General features: G+C 69.0%; 19 protein-coding genes and 1 pseudogene. 10 read left to right on the forward strand and 10 right to left on the reverse strand.

Translation table 11 applies throughout. The features are described 5' to 3' along the window. The first annotated feature begins 134 nt into the window (after positions 1–134). From hyfB to WS92_RS08660, 7 genes are all read left to right on the forward strand, one after another. Complete coding sequence (gene hyfB / locus WS92_RS08630; RefSeq protein ID WP_015603842.1) at positions 135–2,141, forward strand: hydrogenase 4 subunit B; 2,007 nt, start codon at positions 135–137, stop codon at positions 2,139–2,141. Then, on the forward strand, positions 2,135–3,085 hold the full coding sequence (locus tag WS92_RS08635; RefSeq protein ID WP_006027180.1) for a respiratory chain complex I subunit 1 family protein: 951 nt from the start codon (positions 2,135–2,137) through the stop codon (positions 3,083–3,085). Before hyfB ends, WS92_RS08635 begins: the two co-directional genes overlap by 7 nt. After that, positions 3,086–3,745: a formate hydrogenlyase gene (locus tag WS92_RS08640; RefSeq protein ID WP_004533049.1), complete on the forward strand. Its 660-nt coding sequence runs from the start codon at positions 3,086–3,088 to the stop codon at positions 3,743–3,745. Further along, the gene (locus tag WS92_RS08645; RefSeq protein WP_015603024.1) at positions 3,738–5,198 is read left to right on the forward strand and encodes a hydrogenase 4 subunit F; all 1,461 of its coding nucleotides are present in this window, start codon (positions 3,738–3,740) and stop codon (positions 5,196–5,198) included. The genes WS92_RS08640 and WS92_RS08645 overlap by 8 nt, the downstream gene beginning before the upstream one ends. A gap of 3 nt (positions 5,199–5,201) precedes the next feature. Then, the gene (locus WS92_RS08650; protein ID WP_059929789.1) at positions 5,202–6,890 is read left to right on the forward strand and encodes a hydrogenase large subunit; all 1,689 of its coding nucleotides are present in this window, start codon (positions 5,202–5,204) and stop codon (positions 6,888–6,890) included. Further along, complete coding sequence (locus tag WS92_RS08655; protein ID WP_006027183.1) at positions 6,890–7,414, forward strand: NADH-quinone oxidoreductase subunit B family protein; 525 nt, start codon at positions 6,890–6,892, stop codon at positions 7,412–7,414. The genes WS92_RS08650 and WS92_RS08655 overlap by 1 nt, the downstream gene beginning before the upstream one ends. A 385-nt stretch (positions 7,415–7,799) precedes the next feature. Continuing rightward, entirely contained in the window at positions 7,800–8,216 is a 417-nt protein-coding gene (locus tag WS92_RS08660) for a hypothetical protein (protein ID WP_059929787.1), read from the forward strand. Positions 8,217–8,299: 83 nt separating this feature from the next. On the opposite strand, the gene WS92_RS08665 is transcribed toward WS92_RS08660, so the two are convergent. From WS92_RS08665 to WS92_RS08680, 4 genes and pseudogenes are all read right to left on the reverse strand, one after another. Continuing rightward, positions 8,300–9,259 (reverse strand): universal stress protein, encoded by a 960-nt coding sequence (locus tag WS92_RS08665; RefSeq protein ID WP_041861913.1) that lies wholly within the window; start codon positions 9,257–9,259, stop codon positions 8,300–8,302. A 147-nt stretch (positions 9,260–9,406) separates the two neighbouring features. Continuing rightward, a pseudogene (locus WS92_RS36460) lies at positions 9,407–9,550 on the reverse strand (taurine catabolism dioxygenase TauD); the annotation flags it as partial. A 364-nt stretch (positions 9,551–9,914) separates the two neighbouring features. Continuing rightward, complete coding sequence (locus WS92_RS08675) at positions 9,915–10,697, reverse strand: hydroxyethylthiazole kinase (protein ID WP_015603156.1); 783 nt, start codon at positions 10,695–10,697, stop codon at positions 9,915–9,917. Positions 10,698–10,870: 173 nt separating this feature from the next. Further along, positions 10,871–11,428, reverse strand: a complete 558-nt coding sequence (locus WS92_RS08680) for a PadR family transcriptional regulator (protein WP_006027188.1) — start codon at positions 11,426–11,428, stop codon at positions 10,871–10,873. A gap of 146 nt (positions 11,429–11,574) precedes the next feature. On the opposite strand from WS92_RS08680, the gene WS92_RS08685 reads away from it, so the two are divergent. From WS92_RS08685 to WS92_RS08695, 3 genes are all read left to right on the forward strand, one after another. Beyond that, a complete protein-coding gene (locus WS92_RS08685) occupies positions 11,575–13,596 on the forward strand; it encodes an NADPH-dependent 2,4-dienoyl-CoA reductase (protein WP_059929785.1) in 2,022 nt (673 codons plus the stop codon). A 76-nt stretch (positions 13,597–13,672) separates the two neighbouring features. Next, the gene (locus WS92_RS08690; RefSeq protein ID WP_059929783.1) at positions 13,673–14,113 is read left to right on the forward strand and encodes a nuclear transport factor 2 family protein; all 441 of its coding nucleotides are present in this window, start codon (positions 13,673–13,675) and stop codon (positions 14,111–14,113) included. A 406-nt stretch (positions 14,114–14,519) separates the two neighbouring features. Then, positions 14,520–15,293 carry a helix-turn-helix transcriptional regulator gene (locus WS92_RS08695; protein WP_009915055.1) on the forward strand — a complete coding sequence of 258 codons (774 nt, stop codon included), beginning with the start codon at positions 14,520–14,522 and terminating at the stop codon, positions 15,291–15,293. Between the two features lie 45 nt (positions 15,294–15,338). On the opposite strand, the gene WS92_RS08700 is transcribed toward WS92_RS08695, so the two are convergent. The 6 genes from WS92_RS08700 to ribD form a co-directional block, all read right to left on the reverse strand. Beyond that, positions 15,339–16,757 carry a DUF6687 family protein gene (locus WS92_RS08700; RefSeq protein WP_059929781.1) on the reverse strand — a complete coding sequence of 473 codons (1,419 nt, stop codon included), beginning with the start codon at positions 16,755–16,757 and terminating at the stop codon, positions 15,339–15,341. 18 nt (positions 16,758–16,775) lie between these two features. Beyond that, positions 16,776–17,267, reverse strand: a complete 492-nt coding sequence (locus WS92_RS08705) for a DUF2165 family protein (RefSeq protein WP_006027193.1) — start codon at positions 17,265–17,267, stop codon at positions 16,776–16,778. 64 nt (positions 17,268–17,331) lie between these two features. After that, positions 17,332–18,735 carry an MFS transporter gene (locus WS92_RS08710; RefSeq protein WP_015604081.1) on the reverse strand — a complete coding sequence of 468 codons (1,404 nt, stop codon included), beginning with the start codon at positions 18,733–18,735 and terminating at the stop codon, positions 17,332–17,334. Positions 18,736–18,767: 32 nt separating this feature from the next. Next, the gene (locus WS92_RS08715; RefSeq protein ID WP_006027195.1) at positions 18,768–19,634 is read right to left on the reverse strand and encodes a VOC family protein; all 867 of its coding nucleotides are present in this window, start codon (positions 19,632–19,634) and stop codon (positions 18,768–18,770) included. 2 nt (positions 19,635–19,636) lie between these two features. Continuing rightward, positions 19,637–20,689, reverse strand: a complete 1,053-nt coding sequence (locus WS92_RS08720) for a methyltransferase (RefSeq protein WP_059929778.1) — start codon at positions 20,687–20,689, stop codon at positions 19,637–19,639. Between the two features lie 58 nt (positions 20,690–20,747). After that, on the reverse strand, positions 20,748–21,875 hold the full coding sequence (gene ribD, locus WS92_RS08725; protein ID WP_059929776.1) for a bifunctional diaminohydroxyphosphoribosylaminopyrimidine deaminase/5-amino-6-(5-phosphoribosylamino)uracil reductase RibD: 1,128 nt from the start codon (positions 21,873–21,875) through the stop codon (positions 20,748–20,750). Between the last annotated feature and the right edge of the window lie 116 nt (positions 21,876–21,991).

Here is a 21,991-nt window from a genome sequence, read left to right on the forward strand (position 1 = left end):
CGCGATGCGCGCACCGCGCGCGTTGCGGCGCCGCATGCGCGCGGCCTTTCGCCGCTTGCGCGGCGCGCGCCGCTTCGCCATACTCGTTCGCACGTCGGCTGGTGCGACGCTAGGCGAACCGCGAGTCATACAACATGGAACAGGGCCTGCTTCTCCGATGCGTGCTGTTCATCGCGCTCGCGTGGCTCGCGCTCGGCTGCGCCGGACTCGCGAACATGCGCCGCACCGGTGTGATCGCACACGGTCTCTATCCGATCGGCGCGCTGGCGGGCCTCGCGCTCGCGGCAGCCGGTCTCGCCGGGGTGTTCGCCGGACCGTCGACGGCCGTGCTGCCGCTCGGCCTGCCCGATCTGCCGTTCCATCTGCGCATCGATGCGCTGTCCTCCTATTTCCTGTTCGTGCTCGGCGTGGTGACGGCGGGCGTCGGCGCGTTCTCGTCCGGCTACTTCCGCAAGGGCGAGGGCACGGCGCCCGGCCTCATCTGCTTCGAATACCACGTGTGCGTCGCGAGCATGGCGCTTCTGCTCGTCGCGGACGACGCGTACTGCTTCATGGTCGCGTGGGAGACGCTGACGCTGTCGGCGACCTTCCTCGTGATGACGAACCACCGGATCGCCGAGATCCGCCGCGCCGCATTCCTCTATTTCCTGATCTCGCACGTCGGCGCGCTCGCGCTCCTGCTGTGCTTCGGCCTGCTGCAGGCGGGCACGGGCGATTACACGTTCGCGAACATGCGCGTCCAGCATCTCGACGGGCTCGCCGCGTCGGCCGCGTTCGTGCTCGCGCTCGCCGGCTTCGGCGCGAAGGCGGGCATCTTCCCGCTTCACGTGTGGCTGCCGGACGCGCATCCGGCCGCGCCGTCACCCGTGTCCGCGCTCCTGAGCGGCTTCGTGCTGAAGGTCGGCCTGTACGGGATCCTGCGCACGGTGCTCGACCTGCTGCACGTGCAGGTGGCGTGGTGGGGCGTGCTCATGCTCGCGCTCGGCCTGTTCAGCGCGTTGCTCGGCGTCGTGTTCAGCACGATCCAGACCGACATGAAGCGGCTGCTCGCCTATTCGTCGATCGACAACGTCGGCCTGATGTGCGTGAGCCTCGGGCTCACGATCCTGTTCCTCGGCTACCGGCTGCCCGCGCTCGCCGCGCTGTCGCTGACGGCGCTGCTGTATCAGATCGTCGCGCACGCGTGCTTCAAGAGCCTGCTGTTCCTCGGCACGGGCGCCGTGCTGCACGCGACGGGCGAGCGCAATCTCGGCCGGCTCGGCGGCCTGATCCGCTTCATGCCGTGGACCGCGTGGGCGATGCTCGTCGCGGTCGCCGCGAGCGCCGGGCTGCCGCCGTCGAGCGGCTTCGTGTCCGAATGGCTGCTCGTGCAGAGCTTCCTGTTCACGCCGGGCCTGCCGGATTCGGTGCTCGGGATGACGGTGCCGCTCGTCGCGGCGCTCGTCGCGCTGACGGCGGCGCTCGCCGGCTACACGATGGTCAAGTTCTTCGGCATCGTGTTCCTCGGCCAGCCGCGCGAGGCCAAGCTCGAGCGCGCGCGCGACGCGAGCCCGTGGGAGCGCGTCGCGTTCGGCTGGTTCGCGGCGGCGAGCGTGCTGCTCGGCCTCGCGCCCGTCCAGTACGTGAAGGTGCTCGACGCGGTCACGCGCGCGCTGATCGGCGCGGGCATCGGCGGCACGAACCACGGATGGCTGCTGTTCGCGCCCGTGTCCACCGCGCGCGCGAGCTACATGCCGGCGCTCTTCATGCTGTTCTTCGTCGCGTGCTGCGCGCTCGCGTGGCTGCTCGTGCGGCGCTTCTACCACGGGCAGCTCCGGCGCTCGGCGCCGTGGTCGTGCGGCAATCCGTTCGTGACCGCGCGGATGCAGGACACGGCCGAAGGCTTCGGTCAGCCGATCCGCGAGATCTTCACACCGTTCTTCCGCGTCGAGCGGCGGCTGCCGTCGCCGTACGACCGGCAGCCGGAATACCGGATGAGCGTCGCGGACCGCACGTGGCATCTGCTGTACGAGCCGATCGCCGCGCTGGTGAACCGCGTCGCCTCGCTCGTCGGGCTGTTGCAGACGGGGCGCATCGCGGTCTATCTGACGTACAGCTTCATCGTGCTGATCGTCCTTTTGACGGTGGTGAGACGATGGTGACCGCATCCGGCATCCTGTCGCAGACGCTCGAGATTCTCGTCGCGCTCGCGGCCGCGCCGCTGTTGACGGGCTGGGTCAACCAGTGCCGCGCGTGGCTGCAGAACCGCCGCGCGCCGAGCATCTGGCAGCCGTACCGGATGCTGCACAAGCTGTTCAACAAGGAATCGATCGTCGCGGCACACGCGAGCCCGCTCTTTCGCGGCGCGCCTTACGTGGTCTGGGCGGCGATGACGCTCGCGTGCGCGATCGTGCCGACGCTGTCGACCGAGCTGCCGTTCTCGCCCGCCGCCGACGCGATCGCGCTCGTCGGCCTGTTCGCGCTCGCGCGCGTCGCGCTGTCGCTCGCGGCGATGGACATCGGCACCGCGTTCGGCACGCTCGGCGCGCGCCGCGAAATGCTGATCGGCTTCCTCGCTGAACCGGCGCTCCTGATGGTGCTGTTCTCGGCGTCGCTGATCACGCGCTCGACGCTGCTGACGAGCATCGTCGCGACGCTCGGCCACCGCGAGATCGTGATCTATCCGAGCCTCGCGTTCGCGGGGATCGCGTTTACGCTCGTGTCGCTCGCGGAGAACGCGCGGCTGCCGGTCGACAACCCCGCGACGCACCTCGAGCTGACGATGATTCACGAGGCGCTGATCCTCGAATATTCGGGCCGCCATCTCGCACTGATGGAATGGGCGGCAAGCCTGAAGCTCTTCGCGTATTCGTGCATCGGCCTCGCGCTCTTCATGCCGTGGGGGATCGCCGAGGCGGGCAGTCCGCTCGCGCTGCTGTTCGCGCTGCCGGCGCTCTTCATCAAGCTGCTCCTGGGCGGCGCGGCGCTCGCCGTCGTCGAGACGACGAACGCGAAGATGCGCCTGTTCCGCGTGCCCGAATTTCTCGCGACCGCGTTCCTGCTCGCGGTGATCGGCATGCTCGTCCATTTCCTGCTGGGGGCGTAGATGCACGGCTACGCGACGCAGCTCGTCAATTTCCTCGCGGCGATCCTGCTGCTCCTGTCGTTCGCGATGCTGAGCCAGCGGCGGATCCTGTCGCTGATCCATCTGTATACGCTGCAGGGCGTCGCGCTCGTGTCGGCGAACCTGATTCTCGGCTTCGTGACGGCGGACACGCATCTGTACGTGTCCGCCGCGCTCACGCTGCTGCTGAAGGTCGGGCTGATCCCGTGGATCCTGTACCGGCTCGTGCAGCGGCTGAACGTGAAGGCCGACGTCGAGCCGCTCCTGAACATCCCGACGACGCTCGTCGCCGGCATCGCGCTCGTGATCGTCGCGTTCAACGTCGCGGCGCCGATCAGCCGGCTCGCCGAATCGGCCGCGCGCGGCACGCTCGGCATCGCGCTCGCGTGCGTGCTGCTGTCGTTCATGATGATGATCACGCGCGCGAAGGCGATTCCGCAGGTGATCGGCTTCCTGTCGATGGAAAACGGCCTGTTCTTCGCCGCCGCGGCGGCGACCAACGGGATGCCGATGATCGTCGAGCTCGGGATCGGGCTCGACGTGCTCGTCGGGATACTGATCCTCGGCGTATTCATGTTCCAGATCCGCGAGCAGTTCGACAGCCTCGACATCCACCATCTCGAGAAACTGAAAGATGATTGACGTCTACGTGCTGCTCGCGTCGCTCGGCCTCCCGCTCGTCGCGGGCGGATGCCTTGCGCTCGTGCGGCGGCAGCACGTCGCGCGCGCGCTGAACGTCGGCTTCAGCTTTCTCACGTGCGCGGCGACGCTCGCGCTCGCCGCGCGCACCGTCGCGAACGGGCCGATGTACGCGGTGGGAAAGCTTTTCCTCGTCGATCCGTTCAACGTGTTCCTCGTCGCGCTGACGGCGTTCGTCGGCTGGACGACGTCGCTGTTCTCGAATCCGTACATGCGCATCGAGCAGGACCGCGGCAAGATGAGCGACGGCCGGATGCGGCTCTATCACTGCATGTATCAGTTGTTCATCTTCGCGATGCTGCTCGCGCTGCTCACGAACAACGTCGGCGTGCTGTGGGTCGCGATGGAGGCGGCGACGCTCGCGACGGTGCTGCTCGTCAGCGTCTACCGGACCGCGGCGAGCCTCGAGGCCGCGTGGAAGTACTTCATCCTGTGCGGCGTCGGCATCGCGCAGGCGCTGTTCGGCACGATCCTCCTGTATCTCGCGGCGGGCCGGCTGCTCGCGGACGGCGACGCGCTGCTGTGGACGAGCCTGAACGCGGTCAAGACGCAGCTCGATCCGACGATCATGTCGATCGCATTCGTGTTCCTGCTCGTCGGCTACGGGACCAAGGTGGGGCTCGTGCCGATGCACAACTGGCTGCCCGACGCGCACGCCGAAGGCCCGACGCCGATCTCGGCGGTGCTCTCGGGGCTGCTGCTGAACGTCGCGCTGTACGCGGTGCTGCGCTGCAAGGTGCTCGCCGACGGCGCGCTCGGCAACGCGCTGCCCGGGCACCTGCTCGTCGGCTTCGGGCTCGTGTCGGTGCTCGTCGCGTCGTTCTCGCTGTTCCGGCAAAAGGACGTGAAGCGGCTGTTCTCGTATTCGTCGATCGAGCACATGGGCCTGATGACGTTCGCATTCGGCCTCGGCGGCCCGGTCGCGACGTTCGCGGGGCTGCTGCACATGACGGTTCACTCGCTCGTCAAGTCGGCGATTTTCTTCGCGGTCGGGCACGCGGCGCAGAAGGCGCACACGCAGGCGATCGACGGCATCCGCGGGCTCCTGCAGGTGAGCCCGACGGTCGGCTGGGGGATGATGCTCGGCACGCTCGCGATCCTCGGCATGCCGCCGTTCGGCGTGTTCGCGAGCGAATTCCTGATCCTGACGACGGCGATCGCGAAGCTCCCGTGGAGCGCACCGTTCCTGCTCGTCGCGCTCGCGGCGGCGTTCGCGGCGATCTTCATGCGCGTGCAGCGGATGGTGTTCGGCGAATCGAACGTCGCATCGCTCGAGCATCCGCCGGCGCTGCTGCCGGTGTTCGTTCACATCGCCCTCGGCTTGATGCTCGGGCTCTACGTGCCGCCGTATCTCGCGACCTGGTATCGGCAGGCGGCGGCGATGATCGCGGGGTAGCCGATGCGAACCGACTCCTTCCAGATTCCCGGTCAGACGCGCGTGGCAAGCGCGGCGGGGCAGGCGCGCGTCGTGTTCGCGTCGGTCGACGCCGATGCGTGGACGTGCGCCGCCGAGACGGTTTGCGAGGCCGGCGGGCGGCTCGTCACGCTGTGGGGCGGCGAGCCCGTCGCCGGATGCTTCGAGGTGTGCGCCGCGTTCGAGCTGGACGACGGGCTGTTGTGGTTGCGTCTGCCGGTCGAACCGGCGTCGAACGAAGGGCGGGAGGCAGGCGAAGCCGGCAATGAGAAAGAAGCCGACGGCGCGGGCGACTACCCGGATCTGTCGACGATCTTCGCCGGCGCGGCGCGAATGCAGCGGGCGATTCGCGATCTCGTCGGCCTGCGCGCGCGCGGCGCGGACGACATGCGGCCGTGGCTCGATCACGGTGCATGGCCGCGCGGCTACCATCCGCTGCGCCGGCGTGCGACGGGCCGCGAACGCTTCGAGACCGCGACGGCCGACTATCCGTTCGTGCCGGTCGCGGGCGACGGCGTGCACGAGATCGCGGTCGGGCCGATTCATGCGGGCGTGATCGAGCCTGGGCATTTCCGCTTCTCGGTGGTCGGCGAAAAGGTGCTGCGGCTCGAGGAACGGCTCGGCTACGCGCATCGCGGCGTCGAGCGGCTCTTCGAGCGCGCGGATGCGCTCGCGGGCGGCCGGCTCGCCGCGCGCATCGCCGGCGATTCGACGGTCGCGTTCACGTGGGCGTACTGCATGGCGCTCGAACAGGCGCTGAAGGTCCGCGTGCCGGACCGCGCGCTGCGGCTGCGCGCGCTGCTGCTCGAGCGCGAGCGCGTCGCCAACCATCTCGGCGATCTCGGCGCGCTCGGCAACGACGCGGGCTTTGCGGTCGGCCTCGCGCATTTCTCGCGGCTCAAGGAAGACTGGCTGCGCCTGAACGACCGGATCTTCGGGCATCGCTATCTGATGGATCGAATCGTGCCGGGCGGCGTCGAGCGCGACGTCGCGGCGGACGACGCCGCGGCGATCGTCGCGCAGTGCGACCGGATCGAGGGCGAAGTGCGCACGATGCAGTCGATCTACGACGATCAGTCCGGCCTGCAGGACCGCTTTGCCGGCACCGGGCGGCTCACCGCGCGGACGGCCGCGCACTTCGGCGTGTGCGGGCTCGTTGCGCGGGCGAGCGGGCAGGCGCGCGACGTGCGCGGCGACCACCGGCTCGCGCCGTACGACGCGGTGCCCATCGACGTCGTCAGCGACGCGCGCGGCGACGTCGCGGCGCGCGTTGCGGTGCGCTTCGCCGAAACGTACGAGTCGATGCGCGCGATTCGCGCGCTGCTCGCCGGCCTGCCGGGCGACGGAATTGCCGCCGAGGTCGCGCTCGCCGCGAACGTTCCGGGCAACCCGGCCGATGCGGAAGACGCGGAAGATGCGGCAGACGGACGCGGTGCGGGAAGCGCAGCCGACGATGCGCGGCGGCGCGGCATCGGCTGGGTCGAAGGCTGGCGCGGGCCGGTGCTCGTCGCGCTCGAACTCGATGCGCGCGGCGCCGTCGCGCGCTGCCATTGCCACGATCCGTCATGGCACAACTGGCCCGCGCTCGAGCATGCGATCATCGGCAACATCGTGGCCGACTTCCCGTTGATCAACAAGTCGTTCAACCTGAACTACGCGGGGCACGACCTGTAATGTGGCAGCTCATCAAACAGATCGCACGCACCGGCCGGCCCGACGAGCCCGCGCCGATGGGCGAAGACGCATGGCAGCGGGATGCGCAGCCCATCCGGCAGGAGATTCTCGACATCCTCGGCCGCGCGCTGTGCATCCGCGCGGTCGATGCCGGCTCGTGCAACGGCTGCGAGCTCGAACTGCACGCGCTCGGCAATCCGTACTACAACATCGAAGGCCTCGGCATCAAGTTCGTCGCGAGCCCCCGGCACGCGGACATGCTGCTGATCACCGGGCCGCTTACGCTGAACATGCGCGACGCCGTGCGTCTCGCGTATGACGCGACGCCCGCGCCGAAGCTCGTCGTCGCGGCAGGCGATTGCGCATGCACGGGCGGCGTGTTCGCGGGCAGCTACGCGGTGTGCGGGCCCGTCGAGACGCTCGTGCCGGTCGACATCGCGATTCCGGGCTGCCCGCCGCGGCCGCTCGATCTGCTGCGCGGCATCCGCAGCGCGCTCGAACGCGTGCGCACGGACATGCGTTGACGCCCTCCGGGCGTCGTCGATGCGCTGCACAACACTCGATTATTCGTCGGCGACTCCTCTTCGCATCGAGATACATTCAAACTGTTCGATCGGCGCGTCGTGACGGCCGGCGCAGCCGTGCGCGCGATCCGCAAACGTATCCATTCCACTTGTAGGGGAATCCCTACGTCCGCTGCGCATAATCCTACGCCGCTCTCGTCTTTTACTGATTTCCAATCGGGCACTTTTTATCGCACCCTTGATGGATCGAAAAATACAAAAAATTGCCGCGCCTGCCCGAAGCTGTACCTGATTCGTACTCCGCCAGTTTCCCGAAAGACGCGAAAACTCCTTGTCAAGGTCATGTTCGGCCGAGCGAGCAACGAAATAGAAAGGCACGAAGTCGATGGGATTACTGCGGAGTTTCCGAGCGTGGCGCAAGCTGCGGCGTCTGCCGTCGATCAAGATCGAGACGAAGGCGGCCGAAGCGAAGAGCGAGCCCGCGGCGCATGCGAAGTGGGCGGTCGTGATTCGCAGCGCGGATGGCGCACGGGTCGGCGAAGCGACCTACGGCCTTTCGCGGCTGACCGACCGGCTGTACGTGCATAGCCTCGAGATCGCGCCGTCGGCGCGGCGGCGCGGCTACGCGCTCGCGTTCCTGATGATGCTGAACCGCTACTACAAGGTGCCGATCGTGCCGATGTCCGACAGGGCGGGCGGCAGTCCGTTCTGGGCCAGCGTGAAGAAGCTGAGGCCGGGCGGCCTCGCCGTGCTGTTCGAGGAAAGAGCCGATGGCGCGGGCATGCCGCCGCCGCACGCATAGCGGCGCTTGCCCGGCTCGCGATGCGATGCCGCCACCAAGCTGCCCTGGGGCGTTCGAGCATGACGCGCCGGCCCGCGCCGCGGTCAGGCGTTCGGCCCGTGCACGAGCAGCAACGGAATCTGCGTGAGCCGCGCGACGCGCTGCGCGACGCTGCCGAGCAGCCAGCGCGACACGCCGCGCCGGCCGTGCGTGCCCATCACGAGCAGATCCGCGGGCCAGCGGTCGGCTTCGCGCACGATCGTGTGCGCGACGTCGTCGCTCGTCAGGTCGGTGCTGACCACCGCGGTGCTCGATTGGCCGGGCGCTTCGTCGAGCAGTTGGCGCGCGACGGCGAGCGCCTTCTCGCTTTCCTCGACAAAGGCGTCCTCCAGCATGTGGATCGGCACGAAATCGGTGAGCCGCACCGCGCGGTCGATCACGTAGATCGCGCGCAGATGCGTGTCGGGCGTCGCGAATTGCGCGCCGTAGCGTAACGCGCGCGCGGCGATCGGGCTGCCGTCGGTCGCGAGCAGCACGCGCTTCGGCGCATGCGTGGCCGATTCGACGCCGGGCGGCACGAACAGAATCGCGCAATCCGTCCTCGCGAGCAGCGGCTCGGACACGCTGCCGTCGACCCAGCGCAGCACCCCCTGATACTGATGCGAGCCGACGACGAGCAGATCGGCTTGCCAGTCGCGCGTCTCGTCGAGAAGCGCGTCGACGACGTCGCCGCCTTTCTTCGCGAGATCGACGATCGCCGTTTCGACGGTGACGTCGTCGCGGCCGAAAGTGACCGTCGCGTCGCCGAGCGCGTTCGACGCGTCGTTGACGAGTTCGGTGTGCGCCGCAGCGAATTCGGACGGCGCGAACGTATGCGGCAGCGTGTACGCGCGCGGCGTGTCGACGACGCTGACGAAGCGCACCGTCGCGCCGGCGGGCACCACGTGCTTCAGATAGGCGACGGCGCGCTGCGACGCCTTCGACGCGTCGGTCGCGACGAGAACGCGCTGCGGCAGCGACAGCGGGGCGGGATTCGAGGTATCGGTAGGCATCGTCGACTCCATCAACGTATGAGGCGGACAACGGCCCGTTTATTGTGTGGCACCAGCCTCGCCGTTCGTTGAGCGAAATCAAGCTTTTCGAGCGCCGAGAAAGGGCGTGCGGACGGCGAAACCGGGCCGAGGATCGGCGCGAAACGCCCCGCCGAACGGCTTGAGCGCGAGCAGGTCGTCTCTTTCCGACGATTCGTAGTCGAGAATCACGAAGCCGTAGCGATTGAAGGTTCCGATCATGCCGGAGACATCGTCATCGGTCATCGTGCGGGGAGAGCGGATGGGCAGCGTCACTGCGGACAACGGCAACGCGCCGCCGAACGGCTGGCTGGAATTGCCTCTGAGACGTTTGTTCTGCTGAAGCGGCCGGCGTGCCGCGGAAGCATCGGCGCGCAGTCCGAATGCACGAAATATGGAAAGGGGGAGTGTCTTTTGCCGATGCCCGTATCCGGCACGCGCAATCAAGAAAAGATATTCGAGCGTTTCAAAAACGAAGAATGAGAGAGGCGCGGAGGAAACCGATCGAATCGGCTTTGACGGTTTAAAGAGCGGGCGTCGATTCCCGCATCGCATGGCGGAAAGAAAGGGCGTGAACGCAGCGCGGACGCGCAGCGACGATGCACGCCTGCTTCGTCGGGCGAATCGTCTCGGGCGATCTGTCGCGCGATCATTCCGCGGGATCGAGCAGCGACAATTCGTCGACGAAGCGCACGGCGAACGATGCAGTGCCGCGCGCATCCGCCGCGCGCTCGGCGGCAATTGCATAGATCGCGTGCGCCGCAGCCGTCGCGGCGAGCGGCGCGCCGCGTTGCGCGAGCAACGCCGCGATCAGCGCGCCGAGCGCGCATCCGGCGCCCGTCACGCGCGTGAGGCGCGCGTCGCCGCCCGCGATGGCGAGCGTCTCGACGCCGTCCGTCACGTAGTCAGTCGGGCCGCTCACCGCGACGACAGCGCCGCTGCGCCGCGCGAGATCGCCGATGAACGCGAGCGCGCTTTCCGGGCTCGCGGTCGTATCGACGCCCTTGCCGGCCGCCGCGCCGCCCGCGAGCGCGATCAGCTCGCTTGCGTTGCCGCGGATCACGGTCGGCTCGAGAGCGAGCAGATCGCGTACGATCGCGTCGTATTCGGGCGCGCCCGCGCCGACCGCGACCGGATCGAGCACCCAGCGCGTGCCTGCCTCCGACGCGGCGCACGCGGCCGCGCGCAGTGTGTCGGCGCCGCTGCTCATCAGCGCGGCCGTGTTGATCCACAGCGCGCCCGCGCCGGCGCCGAAACGCGCGGGCCAGTCGGCCGCGGCTCCGATCGCGGGCGCCGCGCCGACGGCGAGCAGCACGTTCGCGCTCAGGTTCGCGGCGACGTAGTTCGTGAGCCCGTAGACGAACGGCGCCGCGTGCTTGACGGCGGCGAACTCGTCGCGAACGAGCGGCGTGTTCCAGTTGACCGATTTCATGTTGTCGTTCCTTGTCGCGTCCGCGTCCGCGTATCGTGCGCCCGATCCCGCCGGCGATGGCCGGAAAAGGGCGGCCGCGGCACTGTAAACGTTACGGCGCGCGCATGCATCGATCGCCGTCAAGCCGCCGCGAGTCTTTGCATGATCGCGATGCTCGGCCGCGCGAACCGGCATCACGCGCGGCGCGCCTTCGCTCGCTCGCCGGGCATCGACAGAATGTCGAGCGCCTGCTGCATCAGCTCGATGCTCTGGCTTTCCTGCATGATGCCCGCGTGCAGCACGAGATGTTGCAAGCGCCGCTCCTTCGTGTCCATGCCGTGCGTGAAATCGCGCGCCTCGATCTCGCGGTACAGCGCGAGCTTCTGCCGGTGCAGCTCGAGCCGCCGCCGGATTTCGTCGGCGAGCCCGGTCGGCCCGACGACCGCTTCCGCGCGCAGCCGGATCATCAGCTCGTCGCGCACCGGCTTCGGATTGTCGTGCTGCGCGATCCAGCGCTTCAGCTCCTTGCGGCCCGCGGGCAGGATCCGGTACGCGCGCTTGCGCCCGCGCGCCTGCTCGACGGGCGTCGATTCGACCCAGCCTTCGTCTTCGAGCCGTGCGAGCTCGCGGTAGATCTGTTGATGGGTCGCGTGCCAGAAGTAGCCGATCGAGCGATCGAAGCGGCGCGTCAGCTCGGAGCCGGAGCCCGGGCGTTCGGCGAGGGACGTGAGCAGCGCGTGGGGCAGGGACATTGCGGTGGAGCCGGGGATCGAAATCCCCGCATCTTGCCACACCGCGGGGCGCGCACCCGTTTAGAGGACGCACTTTATGCAACGCGTTGCATCGGCTGGCGGGCGCCGATATATTTATGCAATCCGTTGCAAAAAAAGAGCGACCGATGACCTTCTATCCCCACCTGACGGCTCCGCTGGAGCTCGGTTTCACATCGCTGAAGAACCGCGTGCTGATGGGCTCGATGCACGTCGGGCTCGAGGAGGCCCCGAACGGCTTCGAGCGGATGGCCGCGTTCTACGCGGAACGCGCGCGCGGCGAGGCCGGGCTCATCGTCACGGGCGGCATCGCGCCGAACGAGCGCGGCCGGATGACGCCCGGCGGCTCGATGCTCGCGACCGAGGAGGAGGCCGAGCGCCATCGGATCGTCACGCGCGCGGTGCACGACGCGGACGGCAAGATCGCGATGCAGATCCTGCATTTCGGCCGCTACGCGCATCACCCGGCGCTCGTCGCGCCGAGCGCGCTGAAGGCGCCGATCAATGCGTTCACGCCGCATGCGCTGTCGGCGAGCGAAGTCGGCGCGACGATCGACGACTTCGCTCGCTGCGCGGCGCTCGCGCAGTACGCGGGCTACGACGGCGTCGAGATCATGGGTTCCGAAGGCTATCTGATCAACGAGTTCATTGCCACGCGCACGAATCATCGCGACGACGAATGGGGCGGCGCGTACGAAAACCGCATCCGCTTTCCGGTCGAAATCGTGCGGCGCGTGCGCGAGCGGGTCGGCGCGAACTTCATCGTCATTTATCGGCTGTCGATGCTCGATCTCGTCGAAGGCGGCTCGACGCTCGACGAGGTGATCCGCCTCGCGCAGGCGATCGAGGCGGCCGGCGCGACGATCCTGAACACCGGGATCGGCTGGCACGAGGCGCGCATCCCGACGATCGCAACGAAGGTGCCGCGCGCCGCGTACGCGTGGGTGACGAAGCGGCTCGTCGGCCATGTCGGTATTCCGCTCGTCGCGACGAACCGGATCAACACGCCCGAGCTCGCCGAGCAACTGCTCGCCGACGGCTATTGCGACATGGTGTCGATGGCGCGGCCGTTCCTCGCCGATGCGCAGTTCGTGCGCAAGGCGCGCGAAGGGCGCGCGGACGAGATCAACACCTGCATCGGCTGCAACCAGGCGTGCCTCGATCACATCTTCAGCGGCAAGATCACGTCGTGCCTCGTCAACCCGCGCGCATGCCACGAGACCGAGCTCGTGATCGAGCCGGCCGAGCGGCGCAAGCGGATCGCGGTCGTCGGCGCGGGCCCGGCGGGCCTGAGCTTCGCCGTCACGGCCGCCGGGCGCGGGCATCGAGTCGAACTGTTCGAGGCGTCGCCGGAAATCGGCGGGCAGTTCAACATCGCGAAGAAGGTGCCCGGCAAGGAGGAATTTCACGAGACGCTGCGCTATTTCCGCCGGCAGATCGAGCTGCGCGGCGTGACGCTGCACCTGAGCACGCGGGCGGACGTCGCGCGGCTCGCGGGCGGCGGCTTCGACGAAATCGTGCTCGCGACGGGCGTGACGCCGCGCGTGCCCGACATCGACGGCATCGATCACGCGCGCGTGCTCGGCTATCTCGACGTGCTGCGCGACGGCAAGCCGGTCGGCGCGAGCGTCGCCGTGATCGGCGCGGGCGGGATCGGCTTCGACGTCAGCGAATATCTGACGCAGGCGGGCGAGAGCGCGAGCGTCGCGCCGGCGAAGTTCTATGCCGAATGGGGCGTGGACATCGGGCACGACGCGCGCGGCGGCGTGCGCCTGCCGCACGTCGACGCCGCGCCGCGCGACGTGCATCTGCTGCAGCGCAAGGCGTCGAAGGTGGGCGACGGGCTCGGCAAGACGACGGGCTGGATTCATCGGACGTCGCTGAAGGCGCGGCGCGTCGCGATGTCGTCGAACGTGTCGTACGAGCGGATCGACGACGCCGGGCTGCACGTGCGCATCGACGGCGAGCCGCGGACGCTCCCGGTCGACAGCGTCGTCGTCTGCGCGGGCCAGGAGCCGCAGCGCGAGCTATACGACGGCCTGCGCGCGGCCGGCTGCTCGGTGCATCTGATCGGCGGCGCGCACGTCGCCGCGGAGCTCGACGCGAAGCGCGCGATCCTGCAGGGGACGACGCTCGCCGCGTCGATCTGACGCGCGCGGATCGCCGCGCCGCGCGACAGTGCAACATCCACGATTTGACCGACTTCGACCGACAAGGAGACGCAACATGACTTCGATTCCCGCCACCGTGCAGCCGGCCGTGCGGCAGTCGCTCGAGCGCTGGCACGCGATGGTCGCCGCGCGCGACATGACGGCGCTCGCCGACATCGCCGATCCGAACGCGGTGTTCCGTTCGCCGATCGCGCATTCGGCCTACGCGGGCGCGCCCGCGCTCGTGCTCGCGATCGGCACGGTCGTCAACGTGTTCGACGATTTCGTCTATCACCGCCAGCTCGTGACCGACGACGGCCTGAGCGTCGTGCTCGAATTCAGCGCGCGGGTGGGCGACAAGCAGTTGAAGGGCATCGACCTGATCCGCTTCGACGAGGCCGGCAAGATCGTCGAGTTCGAGGTGATGGTGCGCCCGGCAAGCGGCCTGCAGGCGCTCGGCGCCGAAATGGGCGCGCGCATCGGCGCGCGCCTGCCCGAATTCAAAGCGAATGTGTAAACGACAAGCGAATAAAAATAGAAATAGAGATTTTCGCTTGATAAAACACGAATAGCGCTTTCAGGCTAAATGTTAAGGTTGCATTGCTCTAAACTCCGAAACAGGTCGCGCGGTCGTTGTGCCACGCACGCGTGACGCTCCTTTTTATCGATGATTCTCAAATGATGTCGCGGATCGTTTTGTTTCGTTTTGAATAAGCGACGGCCGTGTTTCACGGCGTAGCGGAACACCGATATTCCGATCGTGCTCCAGCGAGCGCGTGTGCCACGCGCGCCGCCCGGCGGCGTTGCGCATACCGGCATGCAGTGATCGATCAAGCAGTGGAGGGGACTGTTTCGTCCGCTCGCCTATTTGCGCGTGCGGCGAAAGCGTATATGCGGACAAAAAAATGCCAATCGGAGGCCAGATGACCTGCTTCGTTGACCAATTGAAGTTGATTTTCGATCATTATCCGGGCCTCTGGGGCTGCCAGGACAGCGAGTCACGATTCATTCATGTCAACGATGCGTTCGCGAAAGTGGTCGGCGTGCGCGATCCGCGCGAGCTCGAGAACAAATCAGCGTTCGATCTGCCATGCGGATCGTCGAATTGTGCGGCCCAATTCCAGGCCCAGGACCGCGAGGTGCGCGAAACCGGCCGGGCGATCAAGGTGCTCGACATCCATCCGTACGCATCGGGTGTCTGGATGGCGTTCGTCTTCACGAAGATTCCGCTCGTCGATCGGAACGAGGAGATCGTCGGCACGATCTTCCATGCGACGGAGCTGTCGCAGATCGACATGATCACGCTCGGCCGCGTGATCGGCGATTCGTACGCGGGCAAGCGGATCGGCGGTCCCGTCGAGCAAGGCTCGTACCGGATCGATTCGCCGAAGGACGCGCGCGAGCTGACCGAGCGCGAGCGGCAGGTGTTGTTCTTCCTCGCGCGCAACAAGACGGCGAAGGACATTGCGAACATTCTCGGGCTGTCGGCGCGCACGATCGAGCAATACATGGAAAACCTGCGCTGCAAGTTCTCCGCGTCGAGCAAGAACGAATTGATCGATCTCGCCGCGGGCGCGGGCTATTGCAACCGGATTCCGCAGTCGCTGCTGCGCAACCAGCTATCTGTCGTGCTGGAACGCGGAGAGCCGCAGATGCGCGACGATGCGTGCCCGCCTGCGCTCATCGCGATGCTTTAGGGTTTGCTCACTGTTCGCGCAAGCCCGTGATTGCGTGAACAGCCGCTAGCCGAGCGCGCCGCCCGCGGCGCAAGCGGACGACGCATTGTCGCGCCGCCCGGCCTCGGGCGTCGGCTCCCAGGCGGCGGGCGCGACCGCGAGCAGCCGCTTCAGCTCGCTCACGATCGCATCCGCCGGTATGCCGCTCGATCGCGCGCCGTCGTGGCCGAGCCTCGGCATGATGTGCTGCACGCCGTCGTACCGCCAGCGGCACGCGTGCGGCTCGGCCGCCTGCAGCGCGCGCGCGAGGATCGACAGGTCGCGCCGCGGCCGGGGCGCCGCCGACACGCGCTCGACCCAACCCTCGTAGCGCTGATGCACGACGACGTCGCCGTGCGCGACGATCGCGAGCGTCGACAGCGGCGTGCGGTTGTGAAAGGCGATCGGCGACAGGCCGAAGTAGCGCTGCGACGCGCATCCGCGCGGCGCGTGGGCGTCGGGCAGGCGAAACACCGCGAGATCGAGCGCCGGATGCTGCTCGAGCGTCGCGTCGGGGTGGTCGAGCAGCGCTTCCGTCGCCGCATGGTGCCGATCGGCGGCGCGCCACAGCTCGTCGGGCGGCGACGGCGCGTCGAGCAGGTCGCGCAGCGCGGGTAGCATCGCACGGAAGATCCGCGCGATGCGCGTGCCCTCGTCGCCGGGCGTGCCGATCTCGCGCGACGTGTGCGCGACGATGGCGTTCAGCGCGAACGCGAGCCGCCGCGCCGCATCCGAGCGGCCGCGCGCGAAATCGCCGAAGCGCGCGACATCGACAAGCAGCGCGTGGTGGCGCAGCGCATGGTCGGGCGCGACGAGGCCGTATACCGACGCGAGCCCGTCGAGATCGAAGTGATCGGTCGTCACATGGCGCACGTCGGGATCGTCGGTCATCTCGGGCGCGAAGCGCAGCACGCTCTCGGTCGACAGGTTCGCCTTGTAGCGCGCGGGCGTGCGGTTCGCCGGCCAGTGCGACAGCGTGAGCCGCGTGGCCGCGTTGTGCGTCGCGTCCGCCGAGATGTTCGGCACGTCGCGCGCATGCTCGAACGGCAGGAACGCGAGCCGGCAGCCGGGCGAAAGGCGGACGGCGTCCGTTCGCGGCTGCGGCGCGGCCGTCGACGACGGCCGCTCGAGCCCGCCCGGGTGCGCGAGCGCGGCGGCGAGGCGGGCGGCGTCGGTCGCGGCGTCGCGCAGCGCGAGTTCGCCATGACCGCCGAAATCGTAGTGGAGCGTGCCGAGATTGCTGCGCCGCAGGTCGTAAGGATTGCCGTCGTGCGTGAGCGCACCGTCGCCCGCGATCAGATTTTGCAGGTCGATGAACCGATTGTCGCGGATCGCGACGATGCGGCCCGCGAGCAGCCGCAGCTCGAAGCCGTCGAGCCGGGCCGCGACGTCGTCGTCGAACTGCACGGCGTGATCGCCGTCGTGGAGGGGAAGCAGGGTGGTCATTGCAGGGATTCCGTCAAATCAGGGTGTCGTACCGAGGTGGAACAGCAGATAGGCGGCGATCGACCAGACGACGAGCGCGATGTGCGTCAGTTGCAGGCCTTCCTGGCGTATCCAGTAGCCGTACCACAGCCCACCGAGCAGCAGCACGAGCGCGCATGCGGCGAAGCCGGCCACGCCGGCGTCGAGCCACGGCAGCGCGGCCGCGTGCGGCGCCGCCGTCGCGAGCAGCAGCCGGACGCCGCCCCACATCGCGATCGCGGTGAACGCCTGCAACAGCACGATGATCGCGAGCGCGGCGCGGTGCAGCGCGCGAGAAGCCGTCGCGCGGCGCAGCAGCGGCGTGTCGACGGGGGGACCCTGCTTCAGCAGCGCCATGCCCATCGTGCGGCCGACGGTGTTCGTCGTCGCGGCGAACGTCTGCACGTTATTGATCGTGACGATCGTCGCCCACCCGGCGATCGCGAACGCGTGCAGGGTCTTGAACAGATCGACGCCGGTCAGCGGGATCATCGTGCGCCCCCTTTCGCCGGACGCGGCCGGACGATGCGCGCCCCGTTCGGCGCATGCGCGGCGCTCATCGGATGCGCACGCGACGCGCGACGACCGCGGCGAGCACGGGCGCCGCCGCGAACACCGCGAATAGCCACGCGGCCGCATGCTGCGCGCCGGCGAGGCCGCCCGGCTCCGAGAAGCCCGCGAGGTTCGCGACGAGGCCCGCGAGCGCGGAGCCGATCGCGGTCGCGTAGAGCTGGACGGTCGTGATCGACGTCGACGCGAGGTCTTCCTGGCCCGCCGGCGCGTTCGTCAGCACCTGCGTGAGCAGGTGCGGCCAGCCGACGCCGATGCCGACGCCCACCGCCGCGAGCGCCGCGCACAGCGCCGCGAGACCGGGGCCGCCGGCAAGCAGATGCTGCGGGGGCACGACGATCGCGAGCGCGACGAGCGCGATCGTGACGACGAGCGGGCCGCCGCGCACGAGCGCCTTTGCGGCGCTCGCGCCGCGCCCGGAACTGAACAGCGAGCCGACGGTCCAGCCCGCCGCCATCAGCGCGGTCAGATACCCGGCGACGAGCGGCGGATAGCCGTGGATGATCTGCAGGAAATACGGCACGAAGATCTCGGTCGTCATCCCGATCACGAGCAGGCTCATGCATGCGTAGATCGCGCCGAGCGGCGCGCGCACGTCGTATGCGCCCGTCGGCAGCAGCCGGATCGTCGCGCCGCGCTCGACGCGCGCGATCAGCAGCGCGATCGCGAGGCCGGCGGCGACGCCCGCGACGTTCGCGACGATCTCCTTCGACAGGCTCGCGACCGACACGACGAGCACCGACACCGCGAGCAGCAGGATCTTGCCGATCGCTGGCCGCGCGGCCCGCGCGCCCGACGCCTCGCGCGCGGGCAACTGGACGATCACGATCAGCGCGAGCACGGCGGCGACGGGCACGAGCGCGACGAACGCGAACCGCCACGTGCCCGACTGCGCGAAGACCCCGCCGATCGCGGGTCCGCACAGCGTCGCGACGCCCCACATGCCGGACACCATCGCCATCGCCCGCGACCACAGCCGCTCGTCGAACACGATGCGGATCAGCGCGTAGCTGAGCGCGAACAGGATGCCGCCGCCGAAGCCTTGCGCGGCGCGGCCGGCGAGCATCCACGGCATGTCCTTCGCGAGCGCGCACGCGAGCGTGCCCGCGCAGAACACGACGAGCGCGACGAGATACGCGGCGCGCGGACCGAACCGGCTCAGCACGTTCGCGGACAGCGGCGCGCCGATGATCGAGGCGGCCATGAACAGCGTGGTGTTCCATGCGTAATACTCGAGCCCGCCGATGTCGCGCACGACCGAAGGCAGGATCGTCGTCGCGATGTAGATGTTGATCGCGTGCAGCGCGACACCGCCGGCCAGCGCGATCGAGCGCAAGCCGTTGCGGCCGGACAGCAGCTCTCCCCACGAAGGGGCGGTGATGGAACTCATGGACTACCTCGTCAGTTGCTGGGGTGGGTTTGTCAGGATGGCGACAGATGCTGCGAGATCAGTTGCGGATTGCTCTCGAGCATCTCGATCTCCGGCGAATAGACTTCGATCTCGAGCCCGTCGGGGTCCTGAAAGTAGAACGCGGTGCGCACGCGGTCGGGGCCCGCGTGATATCCGGGCGCGGGGCCGTTGCCCTTGACGATCCGGATGCCGCCGTCCGCCTCGACGAGCGCGGCGATCGTCTTCACGCCGTCCGGGTCCGCGCGCACGCCGAAGTGATAGCCGGGCGGGTAGGCGACGGCGTCTGCCTGCTCGATGAAGAAATCGAAGCCGTTCAGCTCCATTACAACCTTCTTCGGGCCGAGGTTGTAGCAGTACGACGCTCCGAAGATTCGGCGGTAGAAGTCGACTGACCGGTCGAGATCGCGCGCGAGGATGTTGATGTGGTTCACGCGCAGCTCGCGCGGCCGGCCTTGCTCGGGCGCGTCGCGCAGCCGGCGCCACATCTTGATGCACGCGGCGAACGTCGCGAAGCTCGCGAGCCAGTCGCGCGCGATGTCGGACGACGCGTCGGCCGTCTTCAGCGAGAGCGCGAGCGGATAGCAGAACGCGCCCGGAAGGCCTTCGCGCCAGATCGCGGGCGCTTCGCCTTCGTTGCCGGCCGCACCGATGCGGATCTGCGCGGCGGCCGCCCAGCCGGCCGGGCCGGCGCGCTCGGCGTGCGCCGCCGCGGCCGACGCCGAGCGCGACAGCACGAACACGCCGTCGGGCGCGGGACCGTCGGCCTGCGGCGCGCGCAGCCGATAGCCAGCCGCCGCGCACTGCGCGGACAGCGTGTGCGTGATTCGCTGCGCATCGGCCGGGGAGGCGTCGAGATTGATCAGTTCGAAGACGAGCATGGTTAGACCTCGCTGGCGGAACGTTGACCGGTGAGCAGCGTGTAGCGGCCGATCGACCGCTCGCCGACGGCGAAGCCGTGGTCGCGCACGACGTTCGCGATCCACGGCGTCGGGTGCAGCTCGCCGTGATTCGTGTTCACCATCATGTGCAACGAGAAATCGGCGGACAGCGCGGGCGTCACGCGGTCGTCGTGCATCGTCATCGTGAGGATCAGCAGCGCGCCGCCGGGCTTCACGAGGCGCGCCGCGTGGCCGATCACCGCGCGGGCTTCCGGATCGTCGAAGTAGTGCAGGCAATCGTTGAGCATCACGACGTCCGCCGCGCCGCCCTCGAAATTGCGCGCATCGAGCAGGTTCTTCTCGAAGAACTCGACGCGCCCGCCAAGGCCGTGCGCGTGGATCGTCTTGCGCGCGGCGTCGCGGGTCGTCGGCAGATCCCAGATCTCGCCCGTCAACTGCGGATGGCGGCGCAGCACCTGCGCGAGATACGTGCCGTGGCCGCCCGCGAGGTCGATCACGGTGCGCGCGCGCGCGAACACGCCGAGCTCGCTCACGACGTCGACCATCGGCTGGCTCAGGCGCACCATCGCGTCGTTGAACGCGTCGCGCGCGCGCGTGTCGTGCGCGAAGCGGCTTTCCTGCTGGAACGCGAGCGGCTTTTCGCTGCGCAGGATTTCGCCGAGGCGCGGCCAGTTGTCCCATTGAAGGTGCTGGTGCTCGACGATCGGGCCGATGTAGTCGGCGCTCGTCGTCGTCAGGTAGCGCGCGGTCAGCCCGGTGTTGCGGAACGCGCCGCCTTCCTTCGTCAGCAGGCCGAGCGCGACGAGCGCATGCAACAGGATCGCCGCCTTGCCCTCGACCATGCCGAAGCTCGCCGCGACTTCGGCCGGCGTGCGGTGCGTCTGCGTGAGGTCGAACAGCTTGTCGGCGACGGCGTAATGAAGGATCGCCGATTGCCGGTATTGATCGGACAGCTTCACCAGATCGACGACCGAAGTCAGTGCCGCCTTGTCTTCGGTCGACTCGTAGATGGTCTCGACTGCGGGTGCGTTCATTGAGGTCCTCGTTCGATGTGGTCCTGAAATAGGCCGGTGCGCGGCTTGCGCCGCGCGGCTATGGGCTGACGCTTGACTCGGGGCGCTCGGGCATGCGCGCGCGCCGGCGCAGCAGGACCCGCTGGCCGCAGCCGAGCGCGAGATGATGGAGCGGCCGCAGACCCCAGCGGTGCGCGACGCCGTCGACCGACGCGGCGAGCCACGGCGCCGGCGCAGGCGCGCCGCAGCGCGACGGGTGCACGTACAGCAGCAGCTCGTCGGCGAGATCGCTGTCGAACAACGCGTCGCACAGCGCGGGATCGGCGTCGACGAACAGCTCGTTGACGCCTTGCGCGGCGAGGCGCGCGAAGGCGTCGGGCAGGCGCAGGTCGGCGTCCGGATCGGCCGATGCGCGGGGGCGCCTCGCATCGTCGACGCGCGCGTTTTCGCAAGGGGCGACGGTGGGCGCACCTTCGTCTTCGCGATGGAGCGCGAGCGTGGGCACGCCGTCCGTCGTCGCGCTCGCCGCGGCGAGCGCCGCGCAGTCGCGTGCGCGGACGACGTAGCGCGGCGCGGCGCCGCTTCGCCCGGCGGCGCGGATCGCGTCGTGCGCGTGCGAGAGCACGACCGAGCTGCGCGCGCGCCAATGCCGGATGTCGTCGCGCGATTCGGATCGCATCGCGTCGAGCACCGTCCGGTCGATCGCGTCGAGCGGCCGGTCGATCGACACGGTCAGCTTCGCGCGCGTCCACGGCCGGCCTCGCTCGATCCGGCTGAAAAAGCCGATGTTCAGCTCGCGCGCCTGCGCTTCCAGCAGCCCTTGCTCGACGACGATGCCCGCGCCGGCGAGGCGCGCGATTCCGCGTCCCGCGACCTGCTCGAACGGATCGCGCGCGGCGATCACGACGCGCGCGACGCCCGCCACGACGAGCGCGTTCGCGCACGGCGGCGTCCTGCCGAAATGCGCGCACGGCTCGAGCGTCACGTAGGCGGTCGCGCCGCGTGCGCGCTCGCCCGCTTCGCGCAGCGCGTGCACTTCCGCGTGCGGCTCGCCCGCGCGCCGGTGCCAGCCGGTGCCGAGCGTCTGCCCGCCGCGCGCGATCACGCAACCGACGCGCGGATTCGGATGCGTCGTGTAGAGACCCTGTTCGGCGAGCCGCAGCGCATGGGCCATGTGCGCGCGGTCGATGTCGGAGAACGCGCTCATCGCCGGCGATCCGTCCGGTCAGTCCGGTCCGCCGAAGGCGCGGCGCATGCCGCCCGCTTCGCGCGGGGGCGGGCGAGGCGCGCCGGGGCGGGGCGCACGCGCCGGTTGGCGATCGA

The sequence above is a fragment of the Burkholderia sp. MSMB1588 genome (assembly GCF_001546925.1).
In the GTDB taxonomy this organism is placed as follows: domain Bacteria; phylum Pseudomonadota; class Gammaproteobacteria; order Burkholderiales; family Burkholderiaceae; genus Burkholderia; species Burkholderia humptydooensis.

What these genes read in the sequence shown, in the direction of transcription:
- hyfB (WP_015603842.1), top strand. Translation starts at nt 135, where the DNA reads ATGGAACAGGGCCTGCTTCTCCGATGCGTGCTGTTCATCGCGCTCGCG.
- WS92_RS08635 (WP_006027180.1), top strand. Translation starts at nt 2,135, where the DNA reads ATGGTGACCGCATCCGGCATCCTGTCGCAGACGCTCGAGATTCTCGTC.
- WS92_RS08640 (WP_004533049.1), top strand. Translation starts at nt 3,086, where the DNA reads ATGCACGGCTACGCGACGCAGCTCGTCAATTTCCTCGCGGCGATCCTG.
- WS92_RS08645 (WP_015603024.1), top strand. Translation starts at nt 3,738, where the DNA reads ATGATTGACGTCTACGTGCTGCTCGCGTCGCTCGGCCTCCCGCTCGTC.
- WS92_RS08650 (WP_059929789.1), top strand. Translation starts at nt 5,202, where the DNA reads ATGCGAACCGACTCCTTCCAGATTCCCGGTCAGACGCGCGTGGCAAGC.
- WS92_RS08655 (WP_006027183.1), top strand. Translation starts at nt 6,890, where the DNA reads ATGTGGCAGCTCATCAAACAGATCGCACGCACCGGCCGGCCCGACGAG.
- WS92_RS08660 (WP_059929787.1), top strand. Translation starts at nt 7,800, where the DNA reads ATGGGATTACTGCGGAGTTTCCGAGCGTGGCGCAAGCTGCGGCGTCTG.
- WS92_RS08665 (WP_041861913.1), bottom strand. Translation starts at nt 9,259, where the DNA reads ATGGAGTCGACGATGCCTACCGATACCTCGAATCCCGCCCCGCTGTCG.
- WS92_RS08675 (WP_015603156.1), bottom strand. Translation starts at nt 10,697, where the DNA reads ATGAAATCGGTCAACTGGAACACGCCGCTCGTTCGCGACGAGTTCGCC.
- WS92_RS08680 (WP_006027188.1), bottom strand. Translation starts at nt 11,428, where the DNA reads ATGTCCCTGCCCCACGCGCTGCTCACGTCCCTCGCCGAACGCCCGGGC.
- WS92_RS08685 (WP_059929785.1), top strand. Translation starts at nt 11,575, where the DNA reads ATGACCTTCTATCCCCACCTGACGGCTCCGCTGGAGCTCGGTTTCACA.
- WS92_RS08690 (WP_059929783.1), top strand. Translation starts at nt 13,673, where the DNA reads ATGACTTCGATTCCCGCCACCGTGCAGCCGGCCGTGCGGCAGTCGCTC.
- WS92_RS08695 (WP_009915055.1), top strand. Translation starts at nt 14,520, where the DNA reads ATGACCTGCTTCGTTGACCAATTGAAGTTGATTTTCGATCATTATCCG.
- WS92_RS08700 (WP_059929781.1), bottom strand. Translation starts at nt 16,757, where the DNA reads ATGACCACCCTGCTTCCCCTCCACGACGGCGATCACGCCGTGCAGTTC.
- WS92_RS08705 (WP_006027193.1), bottom strand. Translation starts at nt 17,267, where the DNA reads ATGATCCCGCTGACCGGCGTCGATCTGTTCAAGACCCTGCACGCGTTC.
- WS92_RS08710 (WP_015604081.1), bottom strand. Translation starts at nt 18,735, where the DNA reads ATGAGTTCCATCACCGCCCCTTCGTGGGGAGAGCTGCTGTCCGGCCGC.
- WS92_RS08715 (WP_006027195.1), bottom strand. Translation starts at nt 19,634, where the DNA reads ATGCTCGTCTTCGAACTGATCAATCTCGACGCCTCCCCGGCCGATGCG.
- WS92_RS08720 (WP_059929778.1), bottom strand. Translation starts at nt 20,689, where the DNA reads ATGAACGCACCCGCAGTCGAGACCATCTACGAGTCGACCGAAGACAAG.
- ribD (WP_059929776.1), bottom strand. Translation starts at nt 21,875, where the DNA reads ATGAGCGCGTTCTCCGACATCGACCGCGCGCACATGGCCCATGCGCTG.